At 71.1% G+C, this 22,422-nt stretch carries 20 protein-coding genes; 10 read left to right on the top strand and 10 right to left on the bottom strand.

All coding sequences use genetic code 11. The features are described 5' to 3' along the window. Positions 1 to 51: 51 nt before the first annotated feature. From ACTWP9_RS32465 to ACTWP9_RS32475, 3 genes are read left to right on the top strand one after another with little or no spacing between them, the layout of a single operon-like run. Positions 52 to 1,605: an FAD-dependent oxidoreductase gene (locus tag ACTWP9_RS32465; RefSeq protein WP_443249909.1), complete on the top strand. Its 1,554-nt coding sequence runs from the start codon at positions 52 to 54 to the stop codon at positions 1,603 to 1,605. Beyond that, a complete protein-coding gene (locus ACTWP9_RS32470) occupies positions 1,602 to 2,579 on the top strand; it encodes a dihydrodipicolinate synthase family protein (RefSeq protein WP_443249910.1) in 978 nt (325 codons plus the stop codon). Before ACTWP9_RS32465 ends, ACTWP9_RS32470 begins: the two co-directional genes overlap by 4 nt. After that, positions 2,579 to 3,580 (top strand): proline racemase family protein, encoded by a 1,002-nt coding sequence (locus ACTWP9_RS32475; RefSeq protein ID WP_443249911.1) that lies wholly within the window; start codon positions 2,579 to 2,581, stop codon positions 3,578 to 3,580. Before ACTWP9_RS32470 ends, ACTWP9_RS32475 begins: the two co-directional genes overlap by 1 nt. Positions 3,581 to 3,613: 33 nt before the next feature. Here ACTWP9_RS32475 and ACTWP9_RS32480 read toward each other — a convergent pair whose 3' ends face one another. The 3 genes from ACTWP9_RS32480 to ACTWP9_RS32490 all read right to left on the bottom strand — a co-directional run bounded on the left by ACTWP9_RS32480 (position 3,614) and on the right by ACTWP9_RS32490 (position 6,066). Then, positions 3,614 to 4,120 carry an RDD family protein gene (locus tag ACTWP9_RS32480; protein WP_443249912.1) on the bottom strand — a complete coding sequence of 169 codons (507 nt, stop codon included), beginning with the start codon at positions 4,118 to 4,120 and terminating at the stop codon, positions 3,614 to 3,616. 75 nt (positions 4,121 to 4,195) lie between these two features. Beyond that, complete coding sequence (locus tag ACTWP9_RS32485; protein WP_443249913.1) at positions 4,196 to 5,083, bottom strand: DJ-1/PfpI family protein; 888 nt, start codon at positions 5,081 to 5,083, stop codon at positions 4,196 to 4,198. Next, positions 5,080 to 6,066, bottom strand: a complete 987-nt coding sequence (locus tag ACTWP9_RS32490; RefSeq protein ID WP_443249987.1) for a GlxA family transcriptional regulator — start codon at positions 6,064 to 6,066, stop codon at positions 5,080 to 5,082. Before ACTWP9_RS32490 ends, ACTWP9_RS32485 begins: the two co-directional genes overlap by 4 nt. Positions 6,067 to 6,326: 260 nt before the next feature. Between ACTWP9_RS32490 and ACTWP9_RS32495 the strand changes: the two genes are divergently transcribed. Beyond that, a complete protein-coding gene (locus ACTWP9_RS32495) occupies positions 6,327 to 7,079 on the top strand; it encodes a maleylpyruvate isomerase family mycothiol-dependent enzyme (RefSeq protein ID WP_443249914.1) in 753 nt (250 codons plus the stop codon). On the opposite strand, the gene ACTWP9_RS32500 is transcribed toward ACTWP9_RS32495, so the two are convergent. Further along, positions 7,021 to 8,265 carry a Cmx/CmrA family chloramphenicol efflux MFS transporter gene (locus ACTWP9_RS32500; protein ID WP_443249915.1) on the bottom strand — a complete coding sequence of 415 codons (1,245 nt, stop codon included), beginning with the start codon at positions 8,263 to 8,265 and terminating at the stop codon, positions 7,021 to 7,023. The two genes, ACTWP9_RS32495 and ACTWP9_RS32500, sit on opposite strands and share 59 nt — an antisense overlap. A gap of 316 nt (positions 8,266 to 8,581) precedes the next feature. On the opposite strand from ACTWP9_RS32500, the gene ACTWP9_RS32505 reads away from it, so the two are divergent. Beyond that, on the top strand, positions 8,582 to 9,181 hold the full coding sequence (locus ACTWP9_RS32505) for an HD domain-containing protein (protein ID WP_443249916.1): 600 nt from the start codon (positions 8,582 to 8,584) through the stop codon (positions 9,179 to 9,181). Positions 9,182 to 9,196: 15 nt separating this feature from the next. On the opposite strand, the gene ACTWP9_RS32510 is transcribed toward ACTWP9_RS32505, so the two are convergent. Continuing rightward, complete coding sequence (locus ACTWP9_RS32510) at positions 9,197 to 9,778, bottom strand: TetR/AcrR family transcriptional regulator (protein ID WP_443249917.1); 582 nt, start codon at positions 9,776 to 9,778, stop codon at positions 9,197 to 9,199. Between the two features lie 99 nt (positions 9,779 to 9,877). Here ACTWP9_RS32510 and ACTWP9_RS32515 point away from each other — a divergent pair, with 99 nt between their 5' ends. After that, positions 9,878 to 10,306: a nuclear transport factor 2 family protein gene (locus ACTWP9_RS32515; protein ID WP_443249918.1), complete on the top strand. Its 429-nt coding sequence runs from the start codon at positions 9,878 to 9,880 to the stop codon at positions 10,304 to 10,306. Beyond that, positions 10,303 to 11,163 carry an NAD(P)H-binding protein gene (locus tag ACTWP9_RS32520; protein ID WP_443249919.1) on the top strand — a complete coding sequence of 287 codons (861 nt, stop codon included), beginning with the start codon at positions 10,303 to 10,305 and terminating at the stop codon, positions 11,161 to 11,163. The genes ACTWP9_RS32515 and ACTWP9_RS32520 overlap by 4 nt, the downstream gene beginning before the upstream one ends. Positions 11,164 to 11,225: 62 nt before the next feature. On the opposite strand, the gene ACTWP9_RS32525 is transcribed toward ACTWP9_RS32520, so the two are convergent. The 3 genes from ACTWP9_RS32525 to ACTWP9_RS32535 form a co-directional block, all read right to left on the bottom strand. After that, positions 11,226 to 11,924, bottom strand: a complete 699-nt coding sequence (locus ACTWP9_RS32525; protein WP_443249920.1) for a maleylpyruvate isomerase family mycothiol-dependent enzyme — start codon at positions 11,922 to 11,924, stop codon at positions 11,226 to 11,228. Between the two features lie 32 nt (positions 11,925 to 11,956). Further along, entirely contained in the window at positions 11,957 to 12,889 is a 933-nt protein-coding gene (gene dapA / locus ACTWP9_RS32530) for a 4-hydroxy-tetrahydrodipicolinate synthase (protein ID WP_443249921.1), read from the bottom strand. 87 nt (positions 12,890 to 12,976) lie between these two features. After that, positions 12,977 to 13,705, bottom strand: a complete 729-nt coding sequence (locus ACTWP9_RS32535) for an SDR family NAD(P)-dependent oxidoreductase (protein WP_443249922.1) — start codon at positions 13,703 to 13,705, stop codon at positions 12,977 to 12,979. A 78-nt stretch (positions 13,706 to 13,783) separates the two neighbouring features. Between ACTWP9_RS32535 and ACTWP9_RS32540 the strand changes: the two genes are divergently transcribed. The 3 genes from ACTWP9_RS32540 (at position 13,784) to ACTWP9_RS32550 (ending at position 16,188) form a co-directional block, all read left to right on the top strand. Beyond that, positions 13,784 to 14,347: a MarR family winged helix-turn-helix transcriptional regulator gene (locus tag ACTWP9_RS32540; protein ID WP_443249923.1), complete on the top strand. Its 564-nt coding sequence runs from the start codon at positions 13,784 to 13,786 to the stop codon at positions 14,345 to 14,347. A gap of 102 nt (positions 14,348 to 14,449) precedes the next feature. Beyond that, positions 14,450 to 15,106 (top strand): hypothetical protein, encoded by a 657-nt coding sequence (locus tag ACTWP9_RS32545; RefSeq protein ID WP_443249924.1) that lies wholly within the window; start codon positions 14,450 to 14,452, stop codon positions 15,104 to 15,106. Next, a complete protein-coding gene (locus tag ACTWP9_RS32550) occupies positions 15,094 to 16,188 on the top strand; it encodes a hypothetical protein (RefSeq protein WP_443249925.1) in 1,095 nt (364 codons plus the stop codon). The genes ACTWP9_RS32545 and ACTWP9_RS32550 overlap by 13 nt, the downstream gene beginning before the upstream one ends. A 109-nt stretch (positions 16,189 to 16,297) precedes the next feature. On the opposite strand, the gene ACTWP9_RS32555 is transcribed toward ACTWP9_RS32550, so the two are convergent. Both ACTWP9_RS32555 and gltB read right to left on the bottom strand, forming a co-directional pair. Continuing rightward, positions 16,298 to 17,764, bottom strand: a complete 1,467-nt coding sequence (locus ACTWP9_RS32555) for a glutamate synthase subunit beta (RefSeq protein ID WP_443249926.1) — start codon at positions 17,762 to 17,764, stop codon at positions 16,298 to 16,300. Further along, positions 17,757 to 22,403, bottom strand: coding sequence for a glutamate synthase large subunit (gene gltB, locus ACTWP9_RS32560; RefSeq protein ID WP_443249927.1), 4,647 nt, complete (start codon positions 22,401 to 22,403; stop codon positions 17,757 to 17,759). Before gltB ends, ACTWP9_RS32555 begins: the two co-directional genes overlap by 8 nt. Positions 22,404 to 22,422: the final 19 nt, after the last annotated feature.

Consider the following 22,422-nt stretch of genomic DNA (forward strand, 5'->3'; position numbering starts at 1 on the left):
CACCCGCCCCCACCCCGGCCCGCAAACCGGCCCGCAGGCCGAGGAGGAGAAATGACCCCCCGCCATGTCGCGGTGGTCGGCGCGGGGCCGGCCGGGCTGGCCGCAGCGCACGCCGCGTTGGCGGCAGGCGCCCGGGTGACGCTGATCGACTCCGCGGAGCAGCCCGGCGGCCAGTACCACCGCATGCTGCCCGACGCGTACGCCGCCGAGCGCCCCGGCGAACTCCAGCACGGCTGGGCGGCGTTCGAGCGGCGCCGCCACCAAGTGCTGACCCACCCGCGCTGCAGCTGGCTGCCGGAGACCTCGGTCTGGGCGCTGGAGCAACCCGAACAGGGCCAGGAACCGCTCGGCTCGCCGCCACGTGTGCATCTGCTGTGCGGCGGGCCCGTGGACGGCTCCGGCCGTACGCGGCGCACCCTCGACGCCGACGCACTGGTGCTGGCGACCGGCGCCCACGACCAGGTACTCCCTTTCCCCGGCTGGCAGTTGCCGGGCGTCTTCACCGCGGGAGCCGCTCAGGCGCTGGCGAAGGGTGAGCGGATGGTCGTAGGCGACCGGGTCGTGGTCGCGGGCAGCGGCCCGTTCCTGCTCCCCGTGGCGGCCTCCCTGCTGGAGGCGGGTTCCCGGGTGCTGGAGGTGCTGGAGGCCAACACCCCCGGCACCGTGGCGCGTGGCTGGGGCCGCCGCCCCGGGGAGCTGGCCGCGCAGCTGGGCAAGGCGGCCGAACTGGCCGACTGCACCGCCGCGCTGGCCCGGCACCGGGTCCGTTGTCGGCTGGGCCGCGCGGTCGTCGAGGCGCGGGGTGCGGGACGTCTGGAGGAGGTCGTCACCGCGCGGCTGCGCCCGGACTGGTCGGTGGTGCCGGGAACGGAGCACACCGTGCCGGTGGACGCGCTGTGCGTCAGCCACGGTTTCAGCCCCCAGTTGGAGCTCCCACTGGCTGCGGGGTGCGCCCTGCGCGGCGAACAACCCGGGGGGACGGGAGAGTTCGTGGCGGTCGACGGTGAGCAGCGCACCAGCGTGCCCGGCGTCTTCGCCGCCGGGGAGATCACCGGGATCGCCGGTGCGCCCGCCGCGCGTGCCGAGGGCGCTGTCGCCGGGTGGACGGCTGCCGGGGGTGACCGGTCCGCGCGGGCGCTGCGCGTACTGCGGCGCAGCCGGGACCAGGGGCGGGCGTTCGCGCGGCGGCTCGCACGGGCACACCCGATCGGTGCGGGCTGGCCCGGATGGCTGCGCACCGACACGCTCGTGTGCCGCTGCGAGGAGACCGACTACGGCGCGCTGTGTGCGGCGTTCGGCAGCGAGGCGGAGTCGGCGCCCCGCGTCGCGAAGCTGGGGACCCGGGCCGGGCTCGGTCCATGTCAGGCCCGGATCTGCGGCCCCACCGTCGCCGAGCTCCGCACACGGCTCGGCAACGGGTCCGCCGACGGGCCTGCCGACCGGTCCGCCGAGGGCCTGCCCGCCGCCAGTCCGCACCGCAGGCCGATCGCCCAGCCACTCCGGCTCGGCGAACTGGCCGCCTCCGCCCTCCCCCTCCCCGCTCCCTCCCCCGCTCCCGACGACCCCACCCACCCGACCGACCGTCCCGAGGAGAGCAGTTCATGAGCGACAACACTCCGCCCCCACACAAGCAACCCACCCATGGCCTCGAACAACCCGCCCACGGCCTCGGCGGCGTGGTCGTAGCAACAGCGCTGCCGTACTACGAGGACGCCGCTGCGCCCGCGGGGCTGGCCGTGGATCACGACCGCTACGCCGAGCACTGCCGCTGGCTGGTGGAGAGCGGCTGCGACGGTGTGGGGCCCAACGGCTCGCTGGGCGAGTACGCGTCGCTGACGGACGAGGAGCGCCGCACCGTGGCGCGTACGGCGATCGAGGCGGTGGGCGATGCGGGCAGCGTCGTCGTCGGTGTGCACGGCGTCGGCTCGCACCAGGCGCGGCACTGGGCCGAGGTGGCCGCCGAGGACGGTGCGGACGGAGTGCTGTGTCTGCCACCGACCATGTACCGCGCCAACCGGGGCGAAATACTGGCACATTTCGCGGCAGTGGCCTCGGTCGGTCTCCCGGTGATGGTCTACAACAATCCCATCGACACCAAGGTCGATCTGACGCCGGACCTGGTGGCGGAGATCGCGCAGATCGACAACGTCGTGGCGATCAAGGAGTTCTCCGGCGACGTACGCCGGGTGCTGGAGATCAAGGAGCGGACCGCCGGAACCGGTCTGGAGGTCATCAGCGGCGCCGACGACGTGGTGCTGGAGAGCCTGCTGATGGGGGCGAGCGGCTGGTTCGCCGGGTTCCCCAACGTCTTTCCCGCCGAGTCGGCGCTGCTGTTCGAGCTGGCCACGGCCGGGAAGCTGGACGAGGCGCGGGCACTGTACGAGCCGCTGGTGGCCGCCTTCCGCTGGGACTCGCGCACCGAGTTCGTCCAGGCGATCAAGCTGGGGATGGAACAGGTCGGCCGGTTCGGCGGCCCGTGCCGTCCGCCGCGCGGCCCGCTGACCCCGGCGATGCGGGAGCAGGTCGAGGCCGACATGGCGCGGGCGATCTCCGCGCTCGAAGAGCGGAGGGCTGCCTGATGAGGTCGGTCCGTTCGCTCAGCGCCGTCGATTCGCACACCGAGGGCATGCCGACCCGGGTCGTCACCGGCGGCGTGCCGCCGATCCCGGGCGGCACGATGGCCGAGCGCCGCCGCTACGCAGTCGAGCACCTGGACGAGCTACGCAGGTTCCTGGTGGACGAGCCGCGCGGGCACCCCGCGATGAGCGGGGCGCTGCTCCAGCCGCCGACCCGCCCGGACGCCGACTGGGGCGTGGTCTATGTCGAGGTCAGCGGCTTCCTGCCGATGTGCGGGCACGGCACCGTCGGGGTGGCGACCGTTCTGGTGGAGACGGGCATGGTCGAGGTCACCGAGCCGGAGACCGCGGTGCGGCTGGACACCCCGGCCGGGCTGGTGGAGGCCCGGGTCACCGTGCGGGACGGGGTGGCCGAAAAGGTCACCCTGCGGAACGTGGACGCGTTCGCGCTGGAGCTCGACGCCACCGTCCAGGTCCCCGGTCTGGGCGAGGTCGGCTACGACATGGCGTACGGCGGCAACTTCTACGCCGTCGTCGAACTCGACCAGCTGGGGCTGCCGTTCGACCGGGCCCGCAAGGACGACATCCTCGCCGCGGGCCTCGCGATCATGGATGCCGTCAACGAGCAGAACCGGCCGGCACATCCCGCCGACCCCGCGATCGGCGGCTGCAAGCATGTGCAGTTCGTGGCGCCGGGCTCGGACGGGCGGCACTCGCGGCACGCCATGGCGATCCACCCCGGCTGGTTCGACCGCTCCCCTTGCGGTACGGGCACCTGCGCGCGGATGGCGCAGCTGCACGCGCGGGGTGAACTGCCGCTGCGTACGGAGTTCGTGAACGAGTCGTTCATCGGAACCCGGTTCACCGGGCAGCTGCTGGAGACCACCGAAGTGGGCGGGCTGCCCGCGGTGGTGCCCGAGTTCTCCGGGCGCGCGTGGATCACCGGCATGGCCACCTATCTGTTGGATCCCCGGGACCCGTTCCCGCACGGCTTCGTTCTGTAGGCCGAGTTCCCGCGCCCAAAGGGGCGCGGGAAACTACGCACCCGGCGCAGTTCTCGCGGCGGCGCGACGTGCCGCCAGGGCCTTCCGGTCCACGGCGAGCGTTCCGGCGGCGTTGTCGTGCCAGCATTGCCGATACGGCTTGTCCCACAGGCAGGAGGCCACGTTGAGCAGGCCCACGACCGGGAGCACCGACATGAGCAGGTAGAACAGCTCCCGCCACAGCGCCTGGAAGAACCCTGGGTGCTTGCCCGTCCGCATCCGTACGATCTGCACTCCCACCAGCCGCTTGCCCAGGGTGAAGCCGAACCGGGAGAGGGGCAACGGGTACAGCAGCGTCCACAGCAGCGCACTGCCGCAGACGGAGGCGAGGGCACGGGCGTTTCCCTCTTCCGTGTTCGCCGTCACGAATGCGAAAACCGGAGTGCTGGCGACGGCCCAGATGATCAGGTCGACCAGGCGGGCCGCGAACCGGGCGGACCGGCCCGCGAGCACGAGCTCTCCGGGCTGCCGCGCGGTTTCCTGGACGCTGTCGATCGGCACGTGTCCCCCCGAGGTGTGATCGATCCGGAACCCGGTCACACTATTGGGCGCTACCAGCGGTCCGTCGGCCGCCCCCTACCCTGCGGACTCCTCCAGCAGCCGCAGGGCCAGCTCCTTCTGCTCGGGGGAAGCTTCCGCTGCGTTCCCCGCGTCGAACGGGGGCCGGGGGTCGTACTCCACCGCGAGTTGGACCGCCTTCGCGGTGCGCTCGCCCGCGATCAGCGACGCGAGGTAGAGGGCCATGTCCACTCCGGCCGAGACCCCGGCGGCGGTGACGATCTTCCCGGAGCGGACGTAGCGCTCCGGTACGTAGGTCACATCGAAGGTGGACTCCAGATAGTCGGCGGAGGCCCAATAGGTGGTCGCGCGCCGCCCGTCGAGGAGCCCGGCCGAGGCCAGGATCAGCGCTCCGGTGCAAACGGAGGTCGTCCAGCGGGTGTGCCGGTGGATACGGCGGATCCAGTCCAGGATCTGCGGGTTCTTCATCGCGGCGGTCGTGCCGCGGTTTCCCCCGCCCGGGACCAGCAGCACATCCAGCCGGTCGACCTCGTCGAGCGTCCGGTCCGCCATGACGGCCACATCACCGGTGTCGGTACGGACCGGACCACGCCGCTCCGCCACCATCGTCACCGCCGCGCCGGGCAGCCGGGACAGCACCTCGGCCGGCCCGGTGGGGTCCAGCAGGCTGTAGCCGTCGTACAGCAGGATGCCGATGTCGAGTTCGCGACGGCGCGGCTGTGCGGCATGCGCGGTACTCGCCTGTGCGGTACTCGTCTGCGCTGTACTCGTCTGTGCGGTACTCGCCTGCGCGGTACTCGCCTGTGCGGCGCCGACGGCGGCGAGCGCGGTGACCGCCGCCGCGCCGTGCAGCACCGTGCGGCGGGTCGCCGGGGCCGGGCCGGAGGAGGGCGAGGGCGAGGGGGAGGACGGCGTCGAAGGGGTGGCCGGGGTGGAAGGTTTCATGGCTCGGGATTCTGCGCATCCGCCACCGCGCGGGGCCGCGGCATGTCCGGCATCCTGCGAATCCTGTCCCCGCCGACGCCGTAGTGGTCCAGGAACGCCTGCCGCAGCGTCTGCGGCGAACGGAACCCGCAGCGGCGGGCGATCGCGGCCAGCGGCAGCGCGCTGGAGCGCACCAGATGTGCTGCCGCCTCGGTCCGGGCCGCCCGTACGGCGCGGCTCGGCGTGGTGCCCAGGTGGGTGCTGAACAGCCGGGTCAGATGCCGGGTGCTCACCCCGGCGCGGGCCGCCAGCGCACGGGGGCTGAGGTCCTCGGCCAGGTGCCCGGCCATATAGCCGGTCAGGTCCCGGACCAGCCGGTCACCTGGCGGCGGGGCGGCGAGGAACATGCTGATCTGCGCCTGGTCGGCGGGCCGGTGGAGGTAGGAGACGAGTTCCCGGGCCACTGCGCGGGCCAGCGTCGGCCCGTGGTCGTCCTCGATCAGCGACAGCGTCAGATCGAGGGCGCTGGTCACACCGGCGGAGGTGTAGATGTTGCCGTCCCGGATGTACAGCGGGCCCACATCCACGGCCACCCCGGGGTGCTGCGCGGCCAGCTGCTCGCCGTACCGCCAGTGGGTGGTCACCCGGCGGTTGTTGAGCAGTCCGGCCGCGGCCAGTACGTAGGTGCCGGTGCAGACCGAGGCGACGCGCCGGCTCTGCCGGGCCAGCCGGCGCACTTGTGCCAGCAGCCGCGCGTCCGCCGCCGCGTCCGCGTATCCGGCCCCGCCCACGACGACCAGGGTGTCCAGCCGCCCGGTGACCGTCTCCAGGTCGCAGCCGGCGCCGAGCAGGATCCCGGCCGAACTGCGCGCTGCGCACCGGCCGACGGTGCCCAGCTCGACGGTGTACGGCGGTGCGGCACCGTGCCGGTTGGCCAGATCGAGCGCGCCGCTGGGCGAGGCGATGTCGAGGATCTGCGCCTCGTCGTAGGCCACCAGGAGCATCCGCCGCCGTTCTTCCATGCTGCCGATCCCATCACGGCCGCCCTCCCTTCCCACTTCCCTGTCGTGCAGCCCGCCCCTGGTCCGGGAAGGGGTTGCCCCTTCTGCACGCCTGCAGACTGCGGGCGCGTCCTGGCTCCGCGCGCAGTTCCCCGCGCCCCCTTCGGGGCGTATCCCCCAAACTGCGGCAGCTCCGCTCGCAGCGGAATCGCCGTCAGCGGAATTCGGTCACCGTCGAGGCGTCGGGGGGCAGGCTCCCTCCTATGGAGATCTCCGAGTGCATCGGCGCCCTGCGAAGTGAAGGCAGCCTCTTTGCAGACGCCGTCGAACAGGCCGATCCCGCGGCGCCCGTCCCCGCCTGCCCCGACTGGACCGTACGCGATCTGGCCACCCACCTCGGTACGGTGCACCGCTGGGCTACGGGCTTCATACGGGAGGGCCGCGCGGAGCCGGTCCGGCCCACCGAGCCGCCCGGGGTTGCCGAGTTGCCCGACAAGGAGCTCGCGCCGTGGCTGCGGGAGGGGCACGGGCTGCTGGTCGAGGCGCTGAAGTCGGCGCCGGACGACCTGTCCTGCTGGACGTTCCTGGCCGCGCCCTCCCCGCTCGCCTTCTGGGCCCGGCGGCAGGCGCACGAGACGGCGGTGCACCGGGTGGACGCCGAGTCCGCGCTCGGCGCCCCGCTCTCCCCGGTGACCGCCGCGTTCGCCGCCGACGGGATCGACGAGCTGCTGTGCGGCTTCTATCCGCGCCGCGGCACCCCGGAGGGCTTCGCCGCCGAGCCCCGCACGGTGCACGTACGGTCCACGGACGTGCCCGGCGCGGCCTGGACGGTGTTCCTGGGCGACCCGGCGCGCGCTGAACGCGGCACCGAGCCGACCGCCGCGCCGGACTGTGTGTACGAGGGCACGGCCAGGGACCTGTATCTCGCGCTGTGGAACCGGCTCCCGCTGGCGGACCTCACCCTCTCCGGGGACGCGTCCGTGGCGCGCCGATGGCGTGAGTTGTTCCAGCCGTGACCGCCGAGTCGGTGCCCCGGCGGCGGATGGCGCCCCGGACCGCCACGGCCTGTGCCGTCCCGCCCGCCGCCAGGGCGAGCGCCACCAGCAGCGCGCTCACCCACAGGGGCGCGCGGTAGCCGAACCCCGCGCTGAGCGCGACGCCACCGGCCCACGGCCCCAGCGCGGCACCGACGTTGAGCGCCGCCGTGGCGAAGCCGCCCGCCAGGGTCGGCGCCTCGGTCGCCGCGTACAGGGCCTGCGAGATCAGTGTCGAGCCGACGGCGAACGACAGGGTCCCCTGGAGGAGCACGAGGACGACGGCCGCGGCCGGGCTGCCCGCCGTCAGTGCGAACAGCAGCCAGCCGGCGAGCAGCGCGCTCCCTCCCACGGCCAGCAACCGCAGCGGACGGGTGTCCGCGATCCGGCCGGCCGCGGTGACGCCGAGGAACGAGCCGAGCCCGAACAGCGCCAGCAGCCCCGGCACCCAGCCGTCGCCGAACCCCGCGACACCGGTGACCAGCGGGGCGAGGTAGGTGAACGTACAGAAAGTGGCGCCGTTGACCAGGGCGCCCAGCAGCAGTGTCACCAGCAGCCGCGGCCCGCGCAGCGCCCGCAACTCGCGGCGGACACCGAGGGGTTCCGCGTCCACCGGCTCCGCGTCGGCGCCCGGCAGCGACCGTACGAGGGCGAACACCGCCGGGGCCGCGATCAGCGCGACGGCCCAGAACGCCGAGCGCCACCCCCACATCTGCCCCAGCAGAGCTCCCGCGGGCACCCCGGCGACACAGGCGAGGGTGACCCCGCTCAACAGCACGGAGGTGGCCCGTCCCTTGGCGTCGGGCGGCACCATCCCGGCGGCGGCGGTCAGCGCGACGGCGAGGAACCCGGCGTTGGCCAGCGCACCCAGCACGCGGGTGGCGACCAGTACCGCGAAGCTCGTCGTCACCGCGCCCGCCACATGCACCAGCAGAAACGCGCACAGGAACCCGAGCAGCGCCCGCCGTCTGTCCCAGCGACGGCTCAGCACCGCCATCAGCGGCGCGCCCACGACCATCCCGACGGCGAACGCCGAGGTCAGCAACCCGGCTGCGGAGACGGACACTTCCAGGTCGGCGGCGAGGTCCGGGACGAGCCCGGACAGCATGAACTCCGACGTTCCCTGCGCGAACACCGCCAGCGCGAGAACGTACAACACAAATGGCATGAAAGACTCCGCAATCCCTTTCGGAAAGGACAGCGGCAGGCGCGAGCAGCACCCGGCAGCAGGGCATGCCTGAAGAAGCCTCGGGAGAAAGGCATGGCTCAGGAAGAGAATCCGTCCAGCCGGGCACACGGCAGCACTACCGCGAAACAGCCCGTGGCACGGCGATCCGATGGCGCTCGGCGCACACAGCGACAGCCACCGGACGACCGGTGGCTAGAGTCTGGAAGCCTCTGGGCTGGACATGCCCGCACCTTAACGGCGCCCCACCGCCAGGGTCCAAGCATTTATGGACGAGAACGAGGACAGGACGAGAACCATGCCGGACACCCGCCCCCTGTTCGACTTCATCGCCTACACCGCCCGGCTGCGGGAGGTCGAACGGCACAACCGGGCCACCGCCACCCGGCCCGAATCGGTGGCCGAGCACTCCTGGCATCTGGCGATGGTGTGCTGGGTGCTGCACGCCGAGTTCGAGCGGGAGAGCGGGCTGCGGCTCGATCTGGGCCGGATGCTGAAACTGTGCCTGATGCACGACGTGGTGGAGATCGACGCGGGTGACCCGTCGGCCTGGCACACGGCCGGCGAGGACGCCGCCGCGGACAAGGCGCGTACGGAGGAGGCGGTGGCGCGCGAACGGTTCGGCGCGCTGCCCGCACCGCTGGGTCCTGAACTGCTCGCGCTCTGGCGGGAGTACGAGGAGGGCGCCACCCCCGAGGCCCGGCTGGTGCGTGGCGTGGACCGCCTCAACCCGGCGCTGATGCGGCTGCTCACCGGCCAGGGCTGGTCCGACGTGGGCGCCGACGCCGCGGCCCTGGACAGCCTCCAACTCCCCCGGGTCAGCGTCAGCCCAACCCTGACGGCACTGTACGAGGAGGTACGGGAAGCCGCGGTCGCCTGCGGCCTGCTCCGCCGCTGACGCCGCGCGGCTGCCTCAGTCCGAGCCCAGCACCCGGGCGGTGAAGGCCGCGAGCCGGGCCCGCGCCTGTTCGCGGTCGACCTGTTCGTGGCGTACGAGATGTTCGACGAGGTCGGCGCGGGTGGCGGCGAGCAGCGCATGCGCGGTGAACCCGCCGTCGGTGAAGCCGGGGAGCTGCTCCAGCAGGTCCTGGAGTGTGCGGTGCCAGCGCGCGTAGTGCGCCGCCTGGTAGGGGCTGTCGCTGCCGGTGCCCTCCAGGGCCAGGGCGAGGTGGCGGTTGTCGAACTTGAAGCAGAGGACGGCGTCCAGCAGGGCCGGCACCCGTTCGTGGGGTGGGGCGGCCGGGCCCAGCGGCGGCTCCCCCTCCTCCACGGCGTTTCTGATCGGTTCGAGCCGTGCTTCGTACAGTGCGCGGATCAGGCCGGTGCGGTCGCCGAAGGCGCGGAACAGCGTCGCTTTGCCCACGCCGGCCGCTGCCGCGACGTCCGCCATGGTGATGGCCTCGGGGCTCTCGCAGTGGGCGAAGAGCTCGTCGGCTGCCGCGAGGACGGCCGCCCGGTTGCGGGCTGCGTCCTTGCGTGGTTTGCGCTCGGGCATGCGGTCTCCGTGCCACTCCGGTTGCAAAACGGACCCGGGGTCCGTATCGTCCAACGTGAAACGGACCCGAGGTCCACATCGTACGGGACAGGAGCATCCATGCCCACTCACCCGGCACCGGCGGACCTCTTCCGCCATGGCCTGCAACTGCTGCTGGAGAAGAACATCCCCGCCTGGGTCGAGCTGTGGGACGACGACGGGGTGTTCGAGTTCCCGTTCGCGCCCGATGGCCGGCCCCGGCAGCTGGCGGGCAAGGCCGCGGTCGCGGACTACATGCGCGGCTACCCTGACCACATCGACCTGCATGACTTCCCCGACCTGGAGATCCACCAGACCACCGACCCACGCACCATCGTGGTCGAGATGCGCGCAGTGGGCCGTCTGGTGCGGACCGGCAGCCCTTTCGAGATGACCTACATCGCTGTCGTGACCGTCGAGAAGGGCCTCATCACCCACTACCGCGACTACTGGAACCCGCTCACCCTCCTCCAGGACCCCGCGAGTGACTTCACCCGGAGCAGCCGATGACCACCACCGGCACCACTCTCGTCATCGGGGCGACCGGCACCACCGGCAGCCGCGTCGCCGCCCGGCTCGCCGCCGGAGGACACCGCGTCAAGGCCGCCTCCCGGCGCGCCACAGCGGTGCCCGGCACCCGCTCCGTCCGCTTCGACTGGGACGCTCCCGCATGCCACGGCGAGGCCCTGCACGGCGCGGACCGGGTCTATCTGATCCCGCCGCTCGGCGACCCGGAACCGACCGGCATCATGCTGCCCTTCCTCGAACAGGCCCGCGCGGCAGGGGTACGGCGCGCGGTGCTGCTCAGCTCCTCGGCGATCCCCGCGGGTGGCCCGGCCACCGGGCGGGTGCACCAGGCCCTGCCCGGCCTGTTCGAGGAGTGGTCGGTGCTGCGGCCCTCGTGGTTCATGCAGAACTTCACCGGCGACCACCCGCACGCCCAGACCATCCGGGCGGACGGGACCGTCCTGACCGCGACCGGCGAGGGACGTGTCGGGTTCGTGGACGCCGACGACATCGCGGCCGTCGCCGTACATGCGCTGACCGATGCCCTGGCCCCGAACACCGATCTGGTCATCACCGGCCCGCAGGCGCTGAGTTACGACGACGTCGCCGCTACCCTCACCCATGTCATGGGCCGCACCGTCACCCACCGGCGGCTGACCTACGAGCAGTTGCGCGACCGGCTGGCCCCCGTCCTGCCCGTGGAGTTCGCGGCGCTGCTGGCCGGGCTGGACCGGGCCATCGCCGAGGGCGCTGAGGACCGCACCACCGACACCGTCGAGCGCCTCACGGGGCGCCCGCCCCGCAGCTTCCGCGCGTTCGCCGAACGGGAACTGTCGCGGAGCGCTCGCGTTCCGGGGTGACGCTCAGCCTTCCGGGGTGACGCTCAGCCTTCCGGGGTGGCCCTCAGCTCCGGGTCCTCAGCTCATACCATCCGGTCGGTCTGCTGGGACGGATGCGGTGGCCAGGGGCCCAGTTCGGGGAGGCCGTCCGGGGAGTGGGGCGGACTGTCGGGCAGCCGCCCGGCCAGCCATGCCGCCAGGTCCCGTACGGAGCCGCGCACTTCGCGGTCCGGTGCGGTCTCGCCCCCGCCGGCGTGCCAGCGCCGGTCCAGATCCGTGGCGACCAGGCAGGTGCCGTGCGGCAGCCTGCCCAGCAGAAAGTCCAGGGCATGGCCCGCCAACTCCGTGGGCCAGGCTGCCGGGCCGACACCGAGGTCCAGATCGACCAGATGGATCCACACTTCGCGCCAGCGGGCGAACACCGTCGCGGCGATGTCGGCGTCCCGGAACGAGACGGGACGCCGCCAGTCCTCGGCCTTGGCCCGGGACCAGACCGACATCAGCGCCTGGGTGTGTCCGGCCAGCGCCGCCCGGTGCTCCGCGGCTGTACGCCCGGCCGTGGCCTCGATGATCGCGTCGCGTTCGGCCTGTCCCCCGTCGTAGGTGGGCACCCGCTCCCCGCGCAGCGCGTGCTCTGCGAGGCGGGCGAACATCCGGGCGTTGTCGGTCAGATGGGCCAGTACGTGTCCTCGGGACCAGCCGGACAGTGCGGAGGGCGCCCGGACCTGCGCGTCGTCCACGTCGGCGAGCAGGCCCCGGAGCACCCGCTGAGCTTCGGCCACTTCTGCAACAGGAGGTATCACAGGCACCGACCCTAGACCCTCGTCCCAGCCCCGTCCCTGGCTGCCGCCACCGGCTCCGCCTCGGCTTGCTCGAGGAGCTCCAGCAGGCGCGCCGTCAGCGCCGGGCCCGCGTCCAGGAGCGGGCCGCGTACCGGCCCCGCCGGCAAACCGCGCGCGTTGAGCAGGGCCTTCGCGGCGACCGTGCCGGGCTGGCCGGTCATCACCGCCTCGGTCAGCGGGGCGAGCGCGAGATGGCGACGCGCCGCCAGGGCGTGCTCCCCCGCGTCATAGGCGTCGAGCACCCCGCGCACCAGCGGCGCCGCGACATTGGCGACGGTGCTGATGCACCCCGCACCGCCGATCGCCCGCAACGGGAGCGCGAACTCGTCACAGCCCGCGTAGTACGCCAGCCCGGTGTCCGCCATCACCCGGGAGGACTTGATCAGGTCGTACGCGCAGTCCTTCACCCCCCTGATCCGCGGATGCTCCGCCAGCCGCAGCAGCGTGCCGGTGGTCAGCGCGGTTCCGGTGCGGCCCGGGATGTCGTAGAGCAGCACCGGCAGCCGGGTGGCGTCGGCCACGGTACGCAGATGGTGCGCGACGGCCTCCTGGGTGGGACGCGAGTAATACGGCGTCACCACCAGCAGCCCGTGTGCGCCTGCCGCTTCGGCGTCCCGGGCCAGCGCGACACTGTGGCGGGTGTCGCTGGAACCGACACCCGCCACGACGCTTGCCCGGTCCCCCACCTCCGCCACCACCGCGCGCACCAGCGCGGTCTTCTCGTCGTCCGAGGTGGTCGGCGCCTCCCCCGTCGTGCCGCTGAGCACAAGGGCTTCGCACCCTCCCTCGTCCACCAGGTGCACGGCGAGACGCCGGGCCCCCTCGACATCGAGCTCCCCCGCTGCGTCGAACGGGGTGACCATGGCTGCTGCGATACGGCCCAAGGGCCCTGCGGAGATCGGCATGGCCGGAGTGTGCGGCCGCGAGGGTCCGCGCACCATTTAATTGCCGTGAAGCCTGCGTATAAGCAGTGCTTCACGGTGCGGTGGCGGTCAACGGGTGCCGCGTTCCCCGCCGTTGACGTTGAGCACCTGTGCCGTGATGTCGCGTGCCGCGGGCGAGGCCAGGAAGGCGACGGCTCCCGCGATGTCCCCCGGAACGCCCGGGCGGCCCAGCGCGGTGGAGGCGATGAGATGGTCGCGCCGCTCGGGCGTGAGGTGATCGCGGAAGAACTCGGTGTCGGCGATGTAGCCGGGCGAGACGACGTTCGCGGTGATGCCGCGCCGCCCCAGCTCCTGTGCCAGGCCCAGGTTCCAGGAGGCGACGCCCGCCTTGGCCGCCCCGTAGGCCCCGGAGCCCTTGTCGGCCGCGATGGAGCCGATGCTGATGACAGCGCCGCCCTCCGCGAGCCGGTCCTCGACCGCCTTGGTCGTCAACGCCGCGCTGAGCAGATTGGCGTCCAGGTTGGCGCGGAAGCTCCGCGCGAACGCCGCCAGCGGGCTGATTCCGGGGGCCTCCGAGGCGTCGAAGTCGGTGTTGCCGCCCGCGTTGTTGACCAGTACGTCGAGCCGCTCGGGCAGCTGGGGCAGCAGCCGCTCCACCGCCTCCGGGTCGGTGTGGTCGCAGACCACGGCCCGCACGCCGATCTCCTCGGCAGCCGCCTCCAGTACCTCCTTCCGGCGCCCCGTGATGACGACCGTCTCCCCTTGCTCCGCGAAATGCCGCGCCACGGCCAGCCCGATGCCTGTCGCACCGCCGGTGACCAGGATGCCGCGTGCCATACAGTGTCCTCCACGCTTCGTTGAGATCTGAATTTAGACCTGAATTTAGCCCTGAACATAACATCGGAAGAAGGGGCCATGGCAAGCGATCACTCCCCGTCGGACGGCGCGGCCGACTACCCCGTGGCGGACATCGCCGCCGCATGGCAGCGCGAGCGCCCCGGCACACCCGTCTCCTCGATCGGCATCGTCACCCCGCTCTGGCGGCTGGCGAAGCTGCTCGGCGACGACCGCCGCCGGGTGCTCGCCCGCGCGGGCGTGGACACCGCCACGCTGGATCTGCTCAGCGTGCTGCGGCGCGCGGGTGAGCCGTACACGCTCACCACACGCGAACTATCCGCCCGCTCCATGATCACCGCGGGCGCCATCTCCCAGCGGGTGGCCCGCGCCGAACGCGAGGGCCTGGTCACCCGCCGCTCCGGCAGAGGCCGCCGCCGGTCCGTCCTGGTCGAACTGACCCCCGCCGGGCACCAGCTGGTCGAGTCCACCGTCGACCAGGTCCTCACCCGCGAGGCCGAGCTGCTGACAGGTCTCGACCCCGAGCAGCAGAACCAGCTCGCCGAACTCCTGCGTGTTCTCCTTCAGGACGTCCAACGACAGTTGAATGATCACCGATTGACGCATGTGGGCGAACTGGACTAACGACTGTTGGCCCACACGCCCCTGCTGTAACTTTTGAGCGACCGAACTGCGGGTGATTCGCACCGCCGTCGCCCACGGAGAGAGAGCTGAGAGAACTTGCGCATGAAAAAGCAGGCCAGCACAGCGATGTGGACCGCAGCAGCCCTCGCCGCGTCCCTCCTCCTGGGCGCGTGCGGGAGCGACGGCGAGTCGAAGGACAAGATCGACGGCGCCAAGGACGGGGGCAAGAAGGCTTCCAAGTCCGCCTCGCCGTCGAAGAGTTCGGGCGGAGCCGACAAGCAGCGGCCGCAGTACAAGCTGGCCAAGGACGCGAAGAACGTCTTCGAGGAGACGAAGACCGGTGACTCGAAGCAGGACGAGATCCTGGCGGACAACCAGCGCCGGATCAACCTGGTGGACCGGATTATCACCACCGGCAAGGATTCGGACGATCTGAAGCTGTACGCCTCCGGCGAAGCGTTTGTCAGCGCCAGCAAATACATCAAAGCTTACGCCGACGACAAGTACAGCTGGGCAGGCAAGACCCGTTACTACAAGCAGCAGGTCAAAATCCTCAACAGCAGTACCGCGACGGTCTCCTACTGCGTCGACGACTCGAAGGCGAACGACAAGAACCTCAAGACGGGCAAGCTCGACCACTACGAATCGGGCGACAAGAAGGACACGCTGGAAACCAACCGCATGCGGCGGAGCAAGAGCGGTATCTGGCAGTCATTCTTCAGCCAGACGAAACGGGGAGCAGAGGAATGCGAAAAGTAGCCAAGACGGGTGTCGCTCTTTCCTTGGTCGTCGGAGTTTCCCTCTCGATGGGCGCCCCGGCACACGCCGAGAAGAAGCGCGGGGACCGCGCCGCCGGCTCCACCGGCAACGGCAACGTGGCCGCCGAGGTCTCCCACGTGCAAATATCCGGCGGTGGCGGTGGCGGGAAGAACACCGTCAAGCTGAATCCCAAGGACCCCAACTGGGAGCCTCCGGCGTGCTGGTACGAGCCGAAGACGACTCCCAAGGAGCTCAAGAAGAAGATCGAGGACGCCAAGCCGGAGAAGAAGAAGCCGGAGAAGAAGAAGGATTCGGGCACGGTCTTCGACGATCTCAGCGAGAGCAACGAGGAGGCGTCGCGAGCGATCTCGAATCAGGTCGTCGGGCTCTACGAGAACTACTACCAGACCGACAAGTACGACGACTACAACGTCGACAAACAAGGCAAGGGCATGTTCTGGGAGGGCGTGCGGAATCCCAACAAGGCGGACGACCCCGAGGCGGACGCCTGTAGCGAGCACGCCATCTGGGTGCCGAAGGGCAAGCCGCCCAAGAGCATGCCGCTCGCGGTCACCCCGAAGATTCTCGCGCAGTACGCCTACGAGGAACTGCCCATTCCGGGGACCGAGATTTCGCTGAACCCGGAGGACAAGCAGACGGTCAATCTCGATACGTGGGTGTGGCTGGACAAGGGGAAGTTCAAGCCGGTGGACGTGACCGCCTCCCTCGATCTGGAAGACGGCACCCACCTCTCGGCGACCACCACCGCCAAGCCCTCCTCGCTCACCCTCGAACCCGGAACCGGCGACGCCAAGATGTACCCCGGCTCCGGAAAGTGCGAGGTCAAGAACGGCCAGCTCGGTGAGGAGTACTCGGCCGGGAAGAAGGACCGCACCCCGCCCTGCGGGATCAGGTATCTGCGGGCGAGCGGCAAGAACGGCTCCTACCCGCTGAAGGCGACCCTCACCTGGAACATCACCTGGAAGGGTTCCGACGGCACCGGCGGCGACCTGCCCGCCGGCACCTTCAGCACCACCAAGGACGTCACCGTGAAGGAGATCCAGTCCATCGTGCGTGACTGACACTTCGTGCGTACGCCGGACGGCGACACAGCGCGGCGCCTGCCATAACCCGGTCGGGGACTGGCAGGCGCCGCGTCGTCCGTACGCCCTTGTACGGAAGCTTCAGGGGTTACGCCGTCAGTGCGCGGTCCGTGGGGCGGATCGGCGCGTGCAGGGTGCTGGTTTCGCCGGTGAGGTAGCGGTCGACCGCCTTCGCGGCTGAGCGGCCCTCGGCGATGGCCCAGACGATCAACGACTGGCCGCGGCCCGCATCACCGGCGACGTAGACGCCGGGGACGTTGGTGGCGTAGTCGCCGTCCCGCGCGATGTTGCCCCGTGCGTCGAGCTCCACGCCGAACTGCTCGACCAGGCCGTTCTCACGGTCGACGCCGGTGAAGCCCATGGCGAGGGTGACCAATTGGGCGGGAATCTTCCGCTCCGTGCCGGGCTTGGGCTCCAGCTTGCCGTCCGCCATCTCGACCTCGACCAGGTGCAGCCACTGGACGTTGCCGTCCTCGTCACCCTCGAAGTGGGTCGTATTGACGGAGTAGACGCGCTCGCCGCCCTCCTCGTGCGCAGACGTCACCTTGTAGAGCATGGGGAAGGTCGGCCACGGCTGGCGAGCCGGGTCCCGCTCCTCGCCCGGCCTGGGCATGATCTCCAGCTGGGTGACGGAGGCCGCGCCCTGCCGGTGTGCGGTGCCCACGCAGTCGGCGCCGGTGTCGCCGCCGCCGATGACGACCACGTGCTTGCCCTCGGCGGTGATGGGGGGCGTCACGAAGTCGCCCTCCTGCACCTTGTTGGACAGCGGGAGGTACTCCATCGCCTGGTGGATGCCGTTCAGCTCGCGGCCGGGAACCGGCAGGTCACGCGCCGTGGTGGCGCCCGCCGCGATGACGACCGCGTCGTACCGCTTGCGCAGCTTCCGCGCGTCGATGTCGCGGCCGATCTCCACACCGGTGCGGAACTTGGTGCCCTCGGCGCGCATCTGCTCGATACGGCGGTTGATGTGCCGCTTCTCCATCTTGAACTCGGGGATGCCGTAACGGAGGAGACCTCCGATGCGGTCCGCGCGCTCGTAGACGGCGACCGTGTGCCCTGCGCGGGTCAGTTGCTGGGCGGCGGCCAGTCCTGCGGGGCCCGAGCCGATGACGGCGACGGTCTTGCCGCTCAGCCGCTCCGGGGGCTGCGGGGTGACGCCGCCGGTCTCCCACGCCTTGTCGATGATGGAGACCTCGACGTTCTTGATGGTGACCGCCGGCTGGTTGATGCCCAGCACGCACGCCGACTCGCACGGCGCCGGGCACAGCCGCCCGGTGAACTCGGGGAAGTTGTTCGTGGCGTGCAGCCGCTCGCTCGCGGCGTCCCAGTCGCCGCGGTAGGCGTAGTCGTTCCACTCGGGGATGAGGTTCCCCAGCGGACAGCCGTTGTGGCAGAAGGGGATGCCGCAGTCCATGCAGCGCCCGGCCTGCTTGCTGATGATGGGCAGCAGGGAGCCGGGTACGTAGACCTCGTTCCAGTCCTTGACCCGCTCTTCGACGGGGCGCGTCTCGGCGACCTCGCGGTCGGTGTTCAGGAAGCCCTTGGGGTCAGCCATTGGTCGCCGCCTCCATCATCTTCTCGTGGGTCTCGGACTCACTGAGCCCCGCTCGCTCGGCGGCGTCCTTGGCGGCGAGCACAGCCTTGTACGTGGCGGGCAGGACCTTGCTGAAGCGGCTGAGCGCTCCGTTCGGTCCGTCCCAGTCGGCGAGGAGCTTGGCGGCCACGGTCGAGCCGGTCTCCTCCTGATGGCGGCGCACGACCTCGTGCAGCCACGCCTTGTCGTCATCGGTCAGCTCCTCGACGGCGCCGCGCAGTCCGGCATTCACGTTCGCCAGGTCCAGGTCGATGACGTACGCCGTACCGCCGGACATGCCCGCGCCGAAGTTACGCCCTGTGCTGCCCAGGACGACGGCCGCGCCGCCGGTCATGTACTCGCAGCCATGGTCGCCCACGCCTTCGGAGACGACCAGGGCACCGGAGTTGCGGACGCAGAAGCGTTCGCCGACCCGGCCGCGCAGGAAGATCTCGCCGCCGGTGGCGCCGTAGGCGAGGGTGTTGCCCGCGATGGTGGAGTACTCGGCGAGGTGGTCGGCGCCCCGGTCGGGGCGGACGATCACTCGGCCGCCGGAGAGGCCCTTGCCGACGTAGTCGTTGGCGTCGCCCTCCAGCCGCAGCGTGACGCCGCGCGGGACGAAGGCGCCGAACGACTGGCCGGCGGAGCCGGTGAAGGTGATGTCGATGGTGTCGTCGGGCAGTCCGGCGCCGCCGAACTTCTTGGTGACCTCGTGTCCGAGCATCGTGCCGACGGTCCGGTTGACGTTGCGGATCGCGACCTGGGCGCGGACCGGCTCCGCCTGCTCGGCGGTGTCGGCATGCAGCGCGTCGGCCGCCAGCTTGACGAGCTGGTTGTCGAGCGCCTTCTCCAGGCCGTGGTCCTGGGCGACGGCCTGGTGCAGCACGGCGCCCTCGGGCAGTTCGGGGACGTGCAGCAGCGGCGCCAGGTCGAAGCCCTTGGCCTTCCAGTGGTCCACGGCGCGCGAGGTGTCGAGCAGTTCGGCGTGCCCGATGGCCTCGTCCAGGGTGCGGAAGCCCAGCTCGGCCAGGAGTTCGCGGACCTCTTCGGCGATGAACTCGAAGAAGTTGACGACGTACTCGGCCTTGCCGCTGTAGCGCTCGCGCAGCACCGGGTTCTGGGTGGCGATGCCGACCGGGCAGGTGTCCAGATGGCAGACACGCATCATGACGCAGCCGGAGACCACCAGCGGCGCGGTGGCGAAGCCGAACTCCTCGGCGCCCAGCAGCGCGGCGATGATCACGTCGCGGCCGGTCTTGAGCTGGCCGTCGGTCTGTACGACGATCCGGTCGCGCAGCCCGTTGAGCAGCAGTGTCTGCTGCGTCTCGGCCAGGCCCAGCTCCCAGGGGCCGCCCGCGTGCTTGAGCGAGGTGAGCGGGGAGGCGCCGGTGCCGCCGTCGTGGCCCGAGATGAGCACGACGTCGGCGTGGGCCTTGGAGACGCCCGCCGCGACCGTGCCGACGCCGACCTCGGAGACCAGCTTCACATGGACGCGGGCTGCCGGGTTGGCGTTCTTCAGGTCGTGGATGAGCTGGGCGAGGTCCTCGATGGAGTAGATGTCGTGGTGCGGCGGCGGCGAGATGAGGCCGACGCCGGGCGTGGAGTGCCGGGTCTTGGCAACCCACGGGTAGACCTTGTGGCCCGGCAGCTGGCCGCCCTCGCCGGGCTTGGCGCCCTGGGCCATCTTGATCTGGATGTCGTCGGCGTTGACGAGGTACTCGGAGGTGACGCCGAACCGGCCGGAGGCGACCTGCTTGATCGCGGAGCGCCGCGCCGGGTCGTAGAGCCGTTCGGGGTCCTCGCCGCCCTCCCCGGTGTTGGACTTGCCGCCGAGTTGGTTCATGGCGATGGCCAGCGTCTCGTGTGCCTCCTGCGAGATGGAGCCGTAGGACATGGCGCCGGTGGAGAACCGCTTGACGATCTCGCTCGCCGGCTCGACCTCCTCGACGGGGATCGAGGGCCGGTCGCTCTTGACGTTGAACAGGCCGCGCAGCGTCATCAGCCGCTCGGACTGCTCGTCCACCCGCCGGGTGTACTGCTTGAAGATGTCGTAGCGGCGCTGCCGGGTGGAGTGCTGGAGGCGGAAGACCGTCTCCGGGTCGAACAGATGCGGCTCGCCCTCGCGACGCCACTGGTACTCGCCGCCGATGTCCAGCAGCCGGTGCGCGGGCGCGATCCCGGAGGACGGGTACGCCTTGGCGTGCCGGGCCGCCACCTCCTTGGCGATGACGTCGATACCGGCGCCGCCGATCTTGGTGGTGGTGCCGTGGAAGTAGGTGTCGACGAACGACTCGTCCAGGCCGACGGCCTCGAAGACCTGCGCGCCGCGGTAGGAGGCGACGGTGGAGATGCCCATCTTGGACATCACCTTCAGCACGCCCTTGCCCAGCGCGTAGATCAGATTGCGGATCGCCTGCTCGGGCGGCAGCTCGTCGGCGCCGGGCAGGAACGTACCGGCCCGCACCAGGTCCTCGACGGACTCCATGGCCAGATACGGGTTGACCGCAGCGGCGCCGTAGCCGATGAGCAGCGCGACGTGGTGGACCTCGCGCACGTCACCGGCCTCGACCAGCAGCCCGACCTGGGTGCGCTGCTTGGTGCGGATGAGGTGGTGGTGCACGGCGGAGGTGAGCAGCAGCGACGGGATCGGTGCGTGCTCGGCGTCCGAGTGCCGGTCGGACAGCACGATGAGCCGGGCTCCCGACTCGATCGCCGCGTCGGCCTCCGCACAGATCTGCTTGATACGGGCCGCGAGGCCGTCCCCTCCTTCGGCGACGCGGTAGAGCCCGGAGAGCGTGGCGGACTTGAAGCCCGGCAGATCGCCGTCCGCGTTGATGTGGATGAGCTTGGCCAGCTCGTCGTTGTCGATGACGGGGAACGGCAGCGTCACACTGCGGCAGGAGGCGGCCGTCGGGTCCAGCAGGTTGCCCTGCGGGCCCAGCGACGAGTACAGCGAGGTGACCAGCTCCTCGCGGATCGCGTCCAGCGGCGGGTTGGTGACCTGCGCGAACAGCTGGGTGAAGTAGTCGAAGATCAGCCGAGGCCGCTCGGAGAGCGCCGCGATGGGCGAGTCGGTGCCCATGGAACCGATCGGCTCGGCACCGCTGCGGGCCATCGGGGCGAGCAGGACGCGCAGCTCCTCCTCGGTGTAGCCGAAGGTCTGCTGGCGGCGGGTGACCGAGGCGTGGGTGTGCACGATGTGCTCACGCTCGGGCAGATCGGCCAGCTCGATGAGCCCGGCGTCCAGCCACTCCTGGTACGGGTGCTCGGACGCCAGCTGCGCCTTGATCTCGTCGTCCTCGATGATGCGCTTCTCGGCGGTGTCCACCAGGAACATCCGGCCGGGCTGGAGACGGCCCTTGCGCACGACCTTTGCCGGGTCGATGTCGAGCACGCCGACCTCGGAGGCGAGGACGACGAGCCCGTCGTCGGTGACCCAGTACCGGCCCGGACGCAGTCCGTTGCGGTCGAGAACGGCGCCGACCTGGGTGCCGTCGGTGAAGGTGACACAGGCGGGGCCGTCCCAGGGCTCCATCATTGTGGAGTGGTACTGGTAGAAGGCGCGCCGCGCGGGGTCCATCGAGTCCTGCGACTCGGCGCTCTCCCACGCCTCGGGCACCATCATCAGCACCGAGTGCGGCAGCGAACGGCCACCCAGGTGCAGCAGCTCCAGCACCTCGTCGAAGGTCGCCGAGTCGGAGGCGCCCGGGGTGTTGATCGGGAAGATCCGCTCCAGCGTCTCCTGGTCACCGCTGTGCTTATGGTCGGCAGAGCCGAACAGCTCCGAGTCGAGCTGCGACTCGCGGGCCCGCATCCAGTTGCGGTTGCCCTGCACGGTGTTGATCTCACCGTTGTGCGCGACGAACCGGTACGGGTGGGCCAGCGGCCAGCTCGGGAAGGTGTTGGTGGAGAAACGCGAGTGCACCAGCGCGATGGCGGTGGCGAAGCGGCGGTCCGACAGGTCCGGGAAGAACGGCTCCAGCTGCCCGGTGGTCAGCATGCCCTTGTAGACCAGGGTGCGGGCCGAGAGCGACGGGAAGTACACGCCCGCCTCGCGCTCGGCGCGCTTGCGCAGCGCGAAGGCCAGCCGGTCGAGGGCGACGTCGCTGCGCTGACCCGCTGAGTCGGCGACGAACAGCTGGCGGAAGGTGGGCATGGTGGCGCGGGCGCCGGGGCCCAGCAGCTCGGGCGCCACGGGCACCTCGCGCCAGCCGAGCACCGTCAGCCCCTCCTCGGACGCCAGCGTCTCGATGTGCGAGACGGCCGCCGAAGTGGCCGAAGTGTCCCCGGAGGTCTCCTCCTCGCGGGGCAGGAAGGCGATGCCCACCGCGTAGGAGCCCTGCTCGGGCAGCGCGAACGGGACGTTCTCCCGGAGGAAGGCGTCGGGGACCTGCAGCAGGATGCCGGCGCCGTCACCGGTGTCCGGGTCCGACCCGGTGGCGCCCCGGTGCTCGAGGTTGCGGAGCACGGTCAGAGCCTGCTCGACCAGCTCATGGCTGGGCTCACCGGTCAGGGTCGCCACGAAGCCGACACCGCAGGCGTCGTGCTCGTACCGGGGGTCGTACATCCCCTGCTTGGCAGGGTGGTGGGCGGCCCAATCCGCTGTCGGCGCAGCACGCATCGGCTCTCCCGTCGTCTCG

The sequence above is a fragment of the Streptomyces sp. 3N207 genome, from assembly GCF_052246355.1.
GTDB lineage: Bacteria > Actinomycetota > Actinomycetes > Streptomycetales > Streptomycetaceae > Streptomyces.

What these genes read in the sequence shown, in the direction of transcription:
- ACTWP9_RS32540 (WP_443249923.1), top strand. Translation starts at nt 13,784, where the DNA reads ATGGCAAGCGATCACTCCCCGTCGGACGGCGCGGCCGACTACCCCGTG.
- ACTWP9_RS32555 (WP_443249926.1), bottom strand. Translation starts at nt 17,764, where the DNA reads ATGGCTGACCCCAAGGGCTTCCTGAACACCGACCGCGAGGTCGCCGAG.
- ACTWP9_RS32490 (WP_443249987.1), bottom strand. Translation starts at nt 6,066, where the DNA reads ATGCTCCTGGTGGCCTACGACGAGGCGCAGATCCTCGACATCGCCTCG.
- gltB (WP_443249927.1), bottom strand. Translation starts at nt 22,403, where the DNA reads ATGCGTGCTGCGCCGACAGCGGATTGGGCCGCCCACCACCCTGCCAAG.
- ACTWP9_RS32465 (WP_443249909.1), top strand. Translation starts at nt 52, where the DNA reads ATGACCCCCCGCCATGTCGCGGTGGTCGGCGCGGGGCCGGCCGGGCTG.
- ACTWP9_RS32510 (WP_443249917.1), bottom strand. Translation starts at nt 9,778, where the DNA reads ATGCCCGAGCGCAAACCACGCAAGGACGCAGCCCGCAACCGGGCGGCC.
- ACTWP9_RS32475 (WP_443249911.1), top strand. Translation starts at nt 2,579, where the DNA reads ATGAGGTCGGTCCGTTCGCTCAGCGCCGTCGATTCGCACACCGAGGGC.
- ACTWP9_RS32505 (WP_443249916.1), top strand. Translation starts at nt 8,582, where the DNA reads ATGCCGGACACCCGCCCCCTGTTCGACTTCATCGCCTACACCGCCCGG.
- dapA (WP_443249921.1), bottom strand. Translation starts at nt 12,889, where the DNA reads ATGCCGATCTCCGCAGGGCCCTTGGGCCGTATCGCAGCAGCCATGGTC.
- ACTWP9_RS32550 (WP_443249925.1), top strand. Translation starts at nt 15,094, where the DNA reads ATGCGAAAAGTAGCCAAGACGGGTGTCGCTCTTTCCTTGGTCGTCGGA.
- ACTWP9_RS32545 (WP_443249924.1), top strand. Translation starts at nt 14,450, where the DNA reads ATGAAAAAGCAGGCCAGCACAGCGATGTGGACCGCAGCAGCCCTCGCC.
- ACTWP9_RS32495 (WP_443249914.1), top strand. Translation starts at nt 6,327, where the DNA reads ATGGAGATCTCCGAGTGCATCGGCGCCCTGCGAAGTGAAGGCAGCCTC.
- ACTWP9_RS32485 (WP_443249913.1), bottom strand. Translation starts at nt 5,083, where the DNA reads ATGAAACCTTCCACCCCGGCCACCCCTTCGACGCCGTCCTCCCCCTCG.
- ACTWP9_RS32515 (WP_443249918.1), top strand. Translation starts at nt 9,878, where the DNA reads ATGCCCACTCACCCGGCACCGGCGGACCTCTTCCGCCATGGCCTGCAA.
- ACTWP9_RS32500 (WP_443249915.1), bottom strand. Translation starts at nt 8,265, where the DNA reads ATGCCATTTGTGTTGTACGTTCTCGCGCTGGCGGTGTTCGCGCAGGGA.
- ACTWP9_RS32535 (WP_443249922.1), bottom strand. Translation starts at nt 13,705, where the DNA reads ATGGCACGCGGCATCCTGGTCACCGGCGGTGCGACAGGCATCGGGCTG.
- ACTWP9_RS32520 (WP_443249919.1), top strand. Translation starts at nt 10,303, where the DNA reads ATGACCACCACCGGCACCACTCTCGTCATCGGGGCGACCGGCACCACC.
- ACTWP9_RS32470 (WP_443249910.1), top strand. Translation starts at nt 1,602, where the DNA reads ATGAGCGACAACACTCCGCCCCCACACAAGCAACCCACCCATGGCCTC.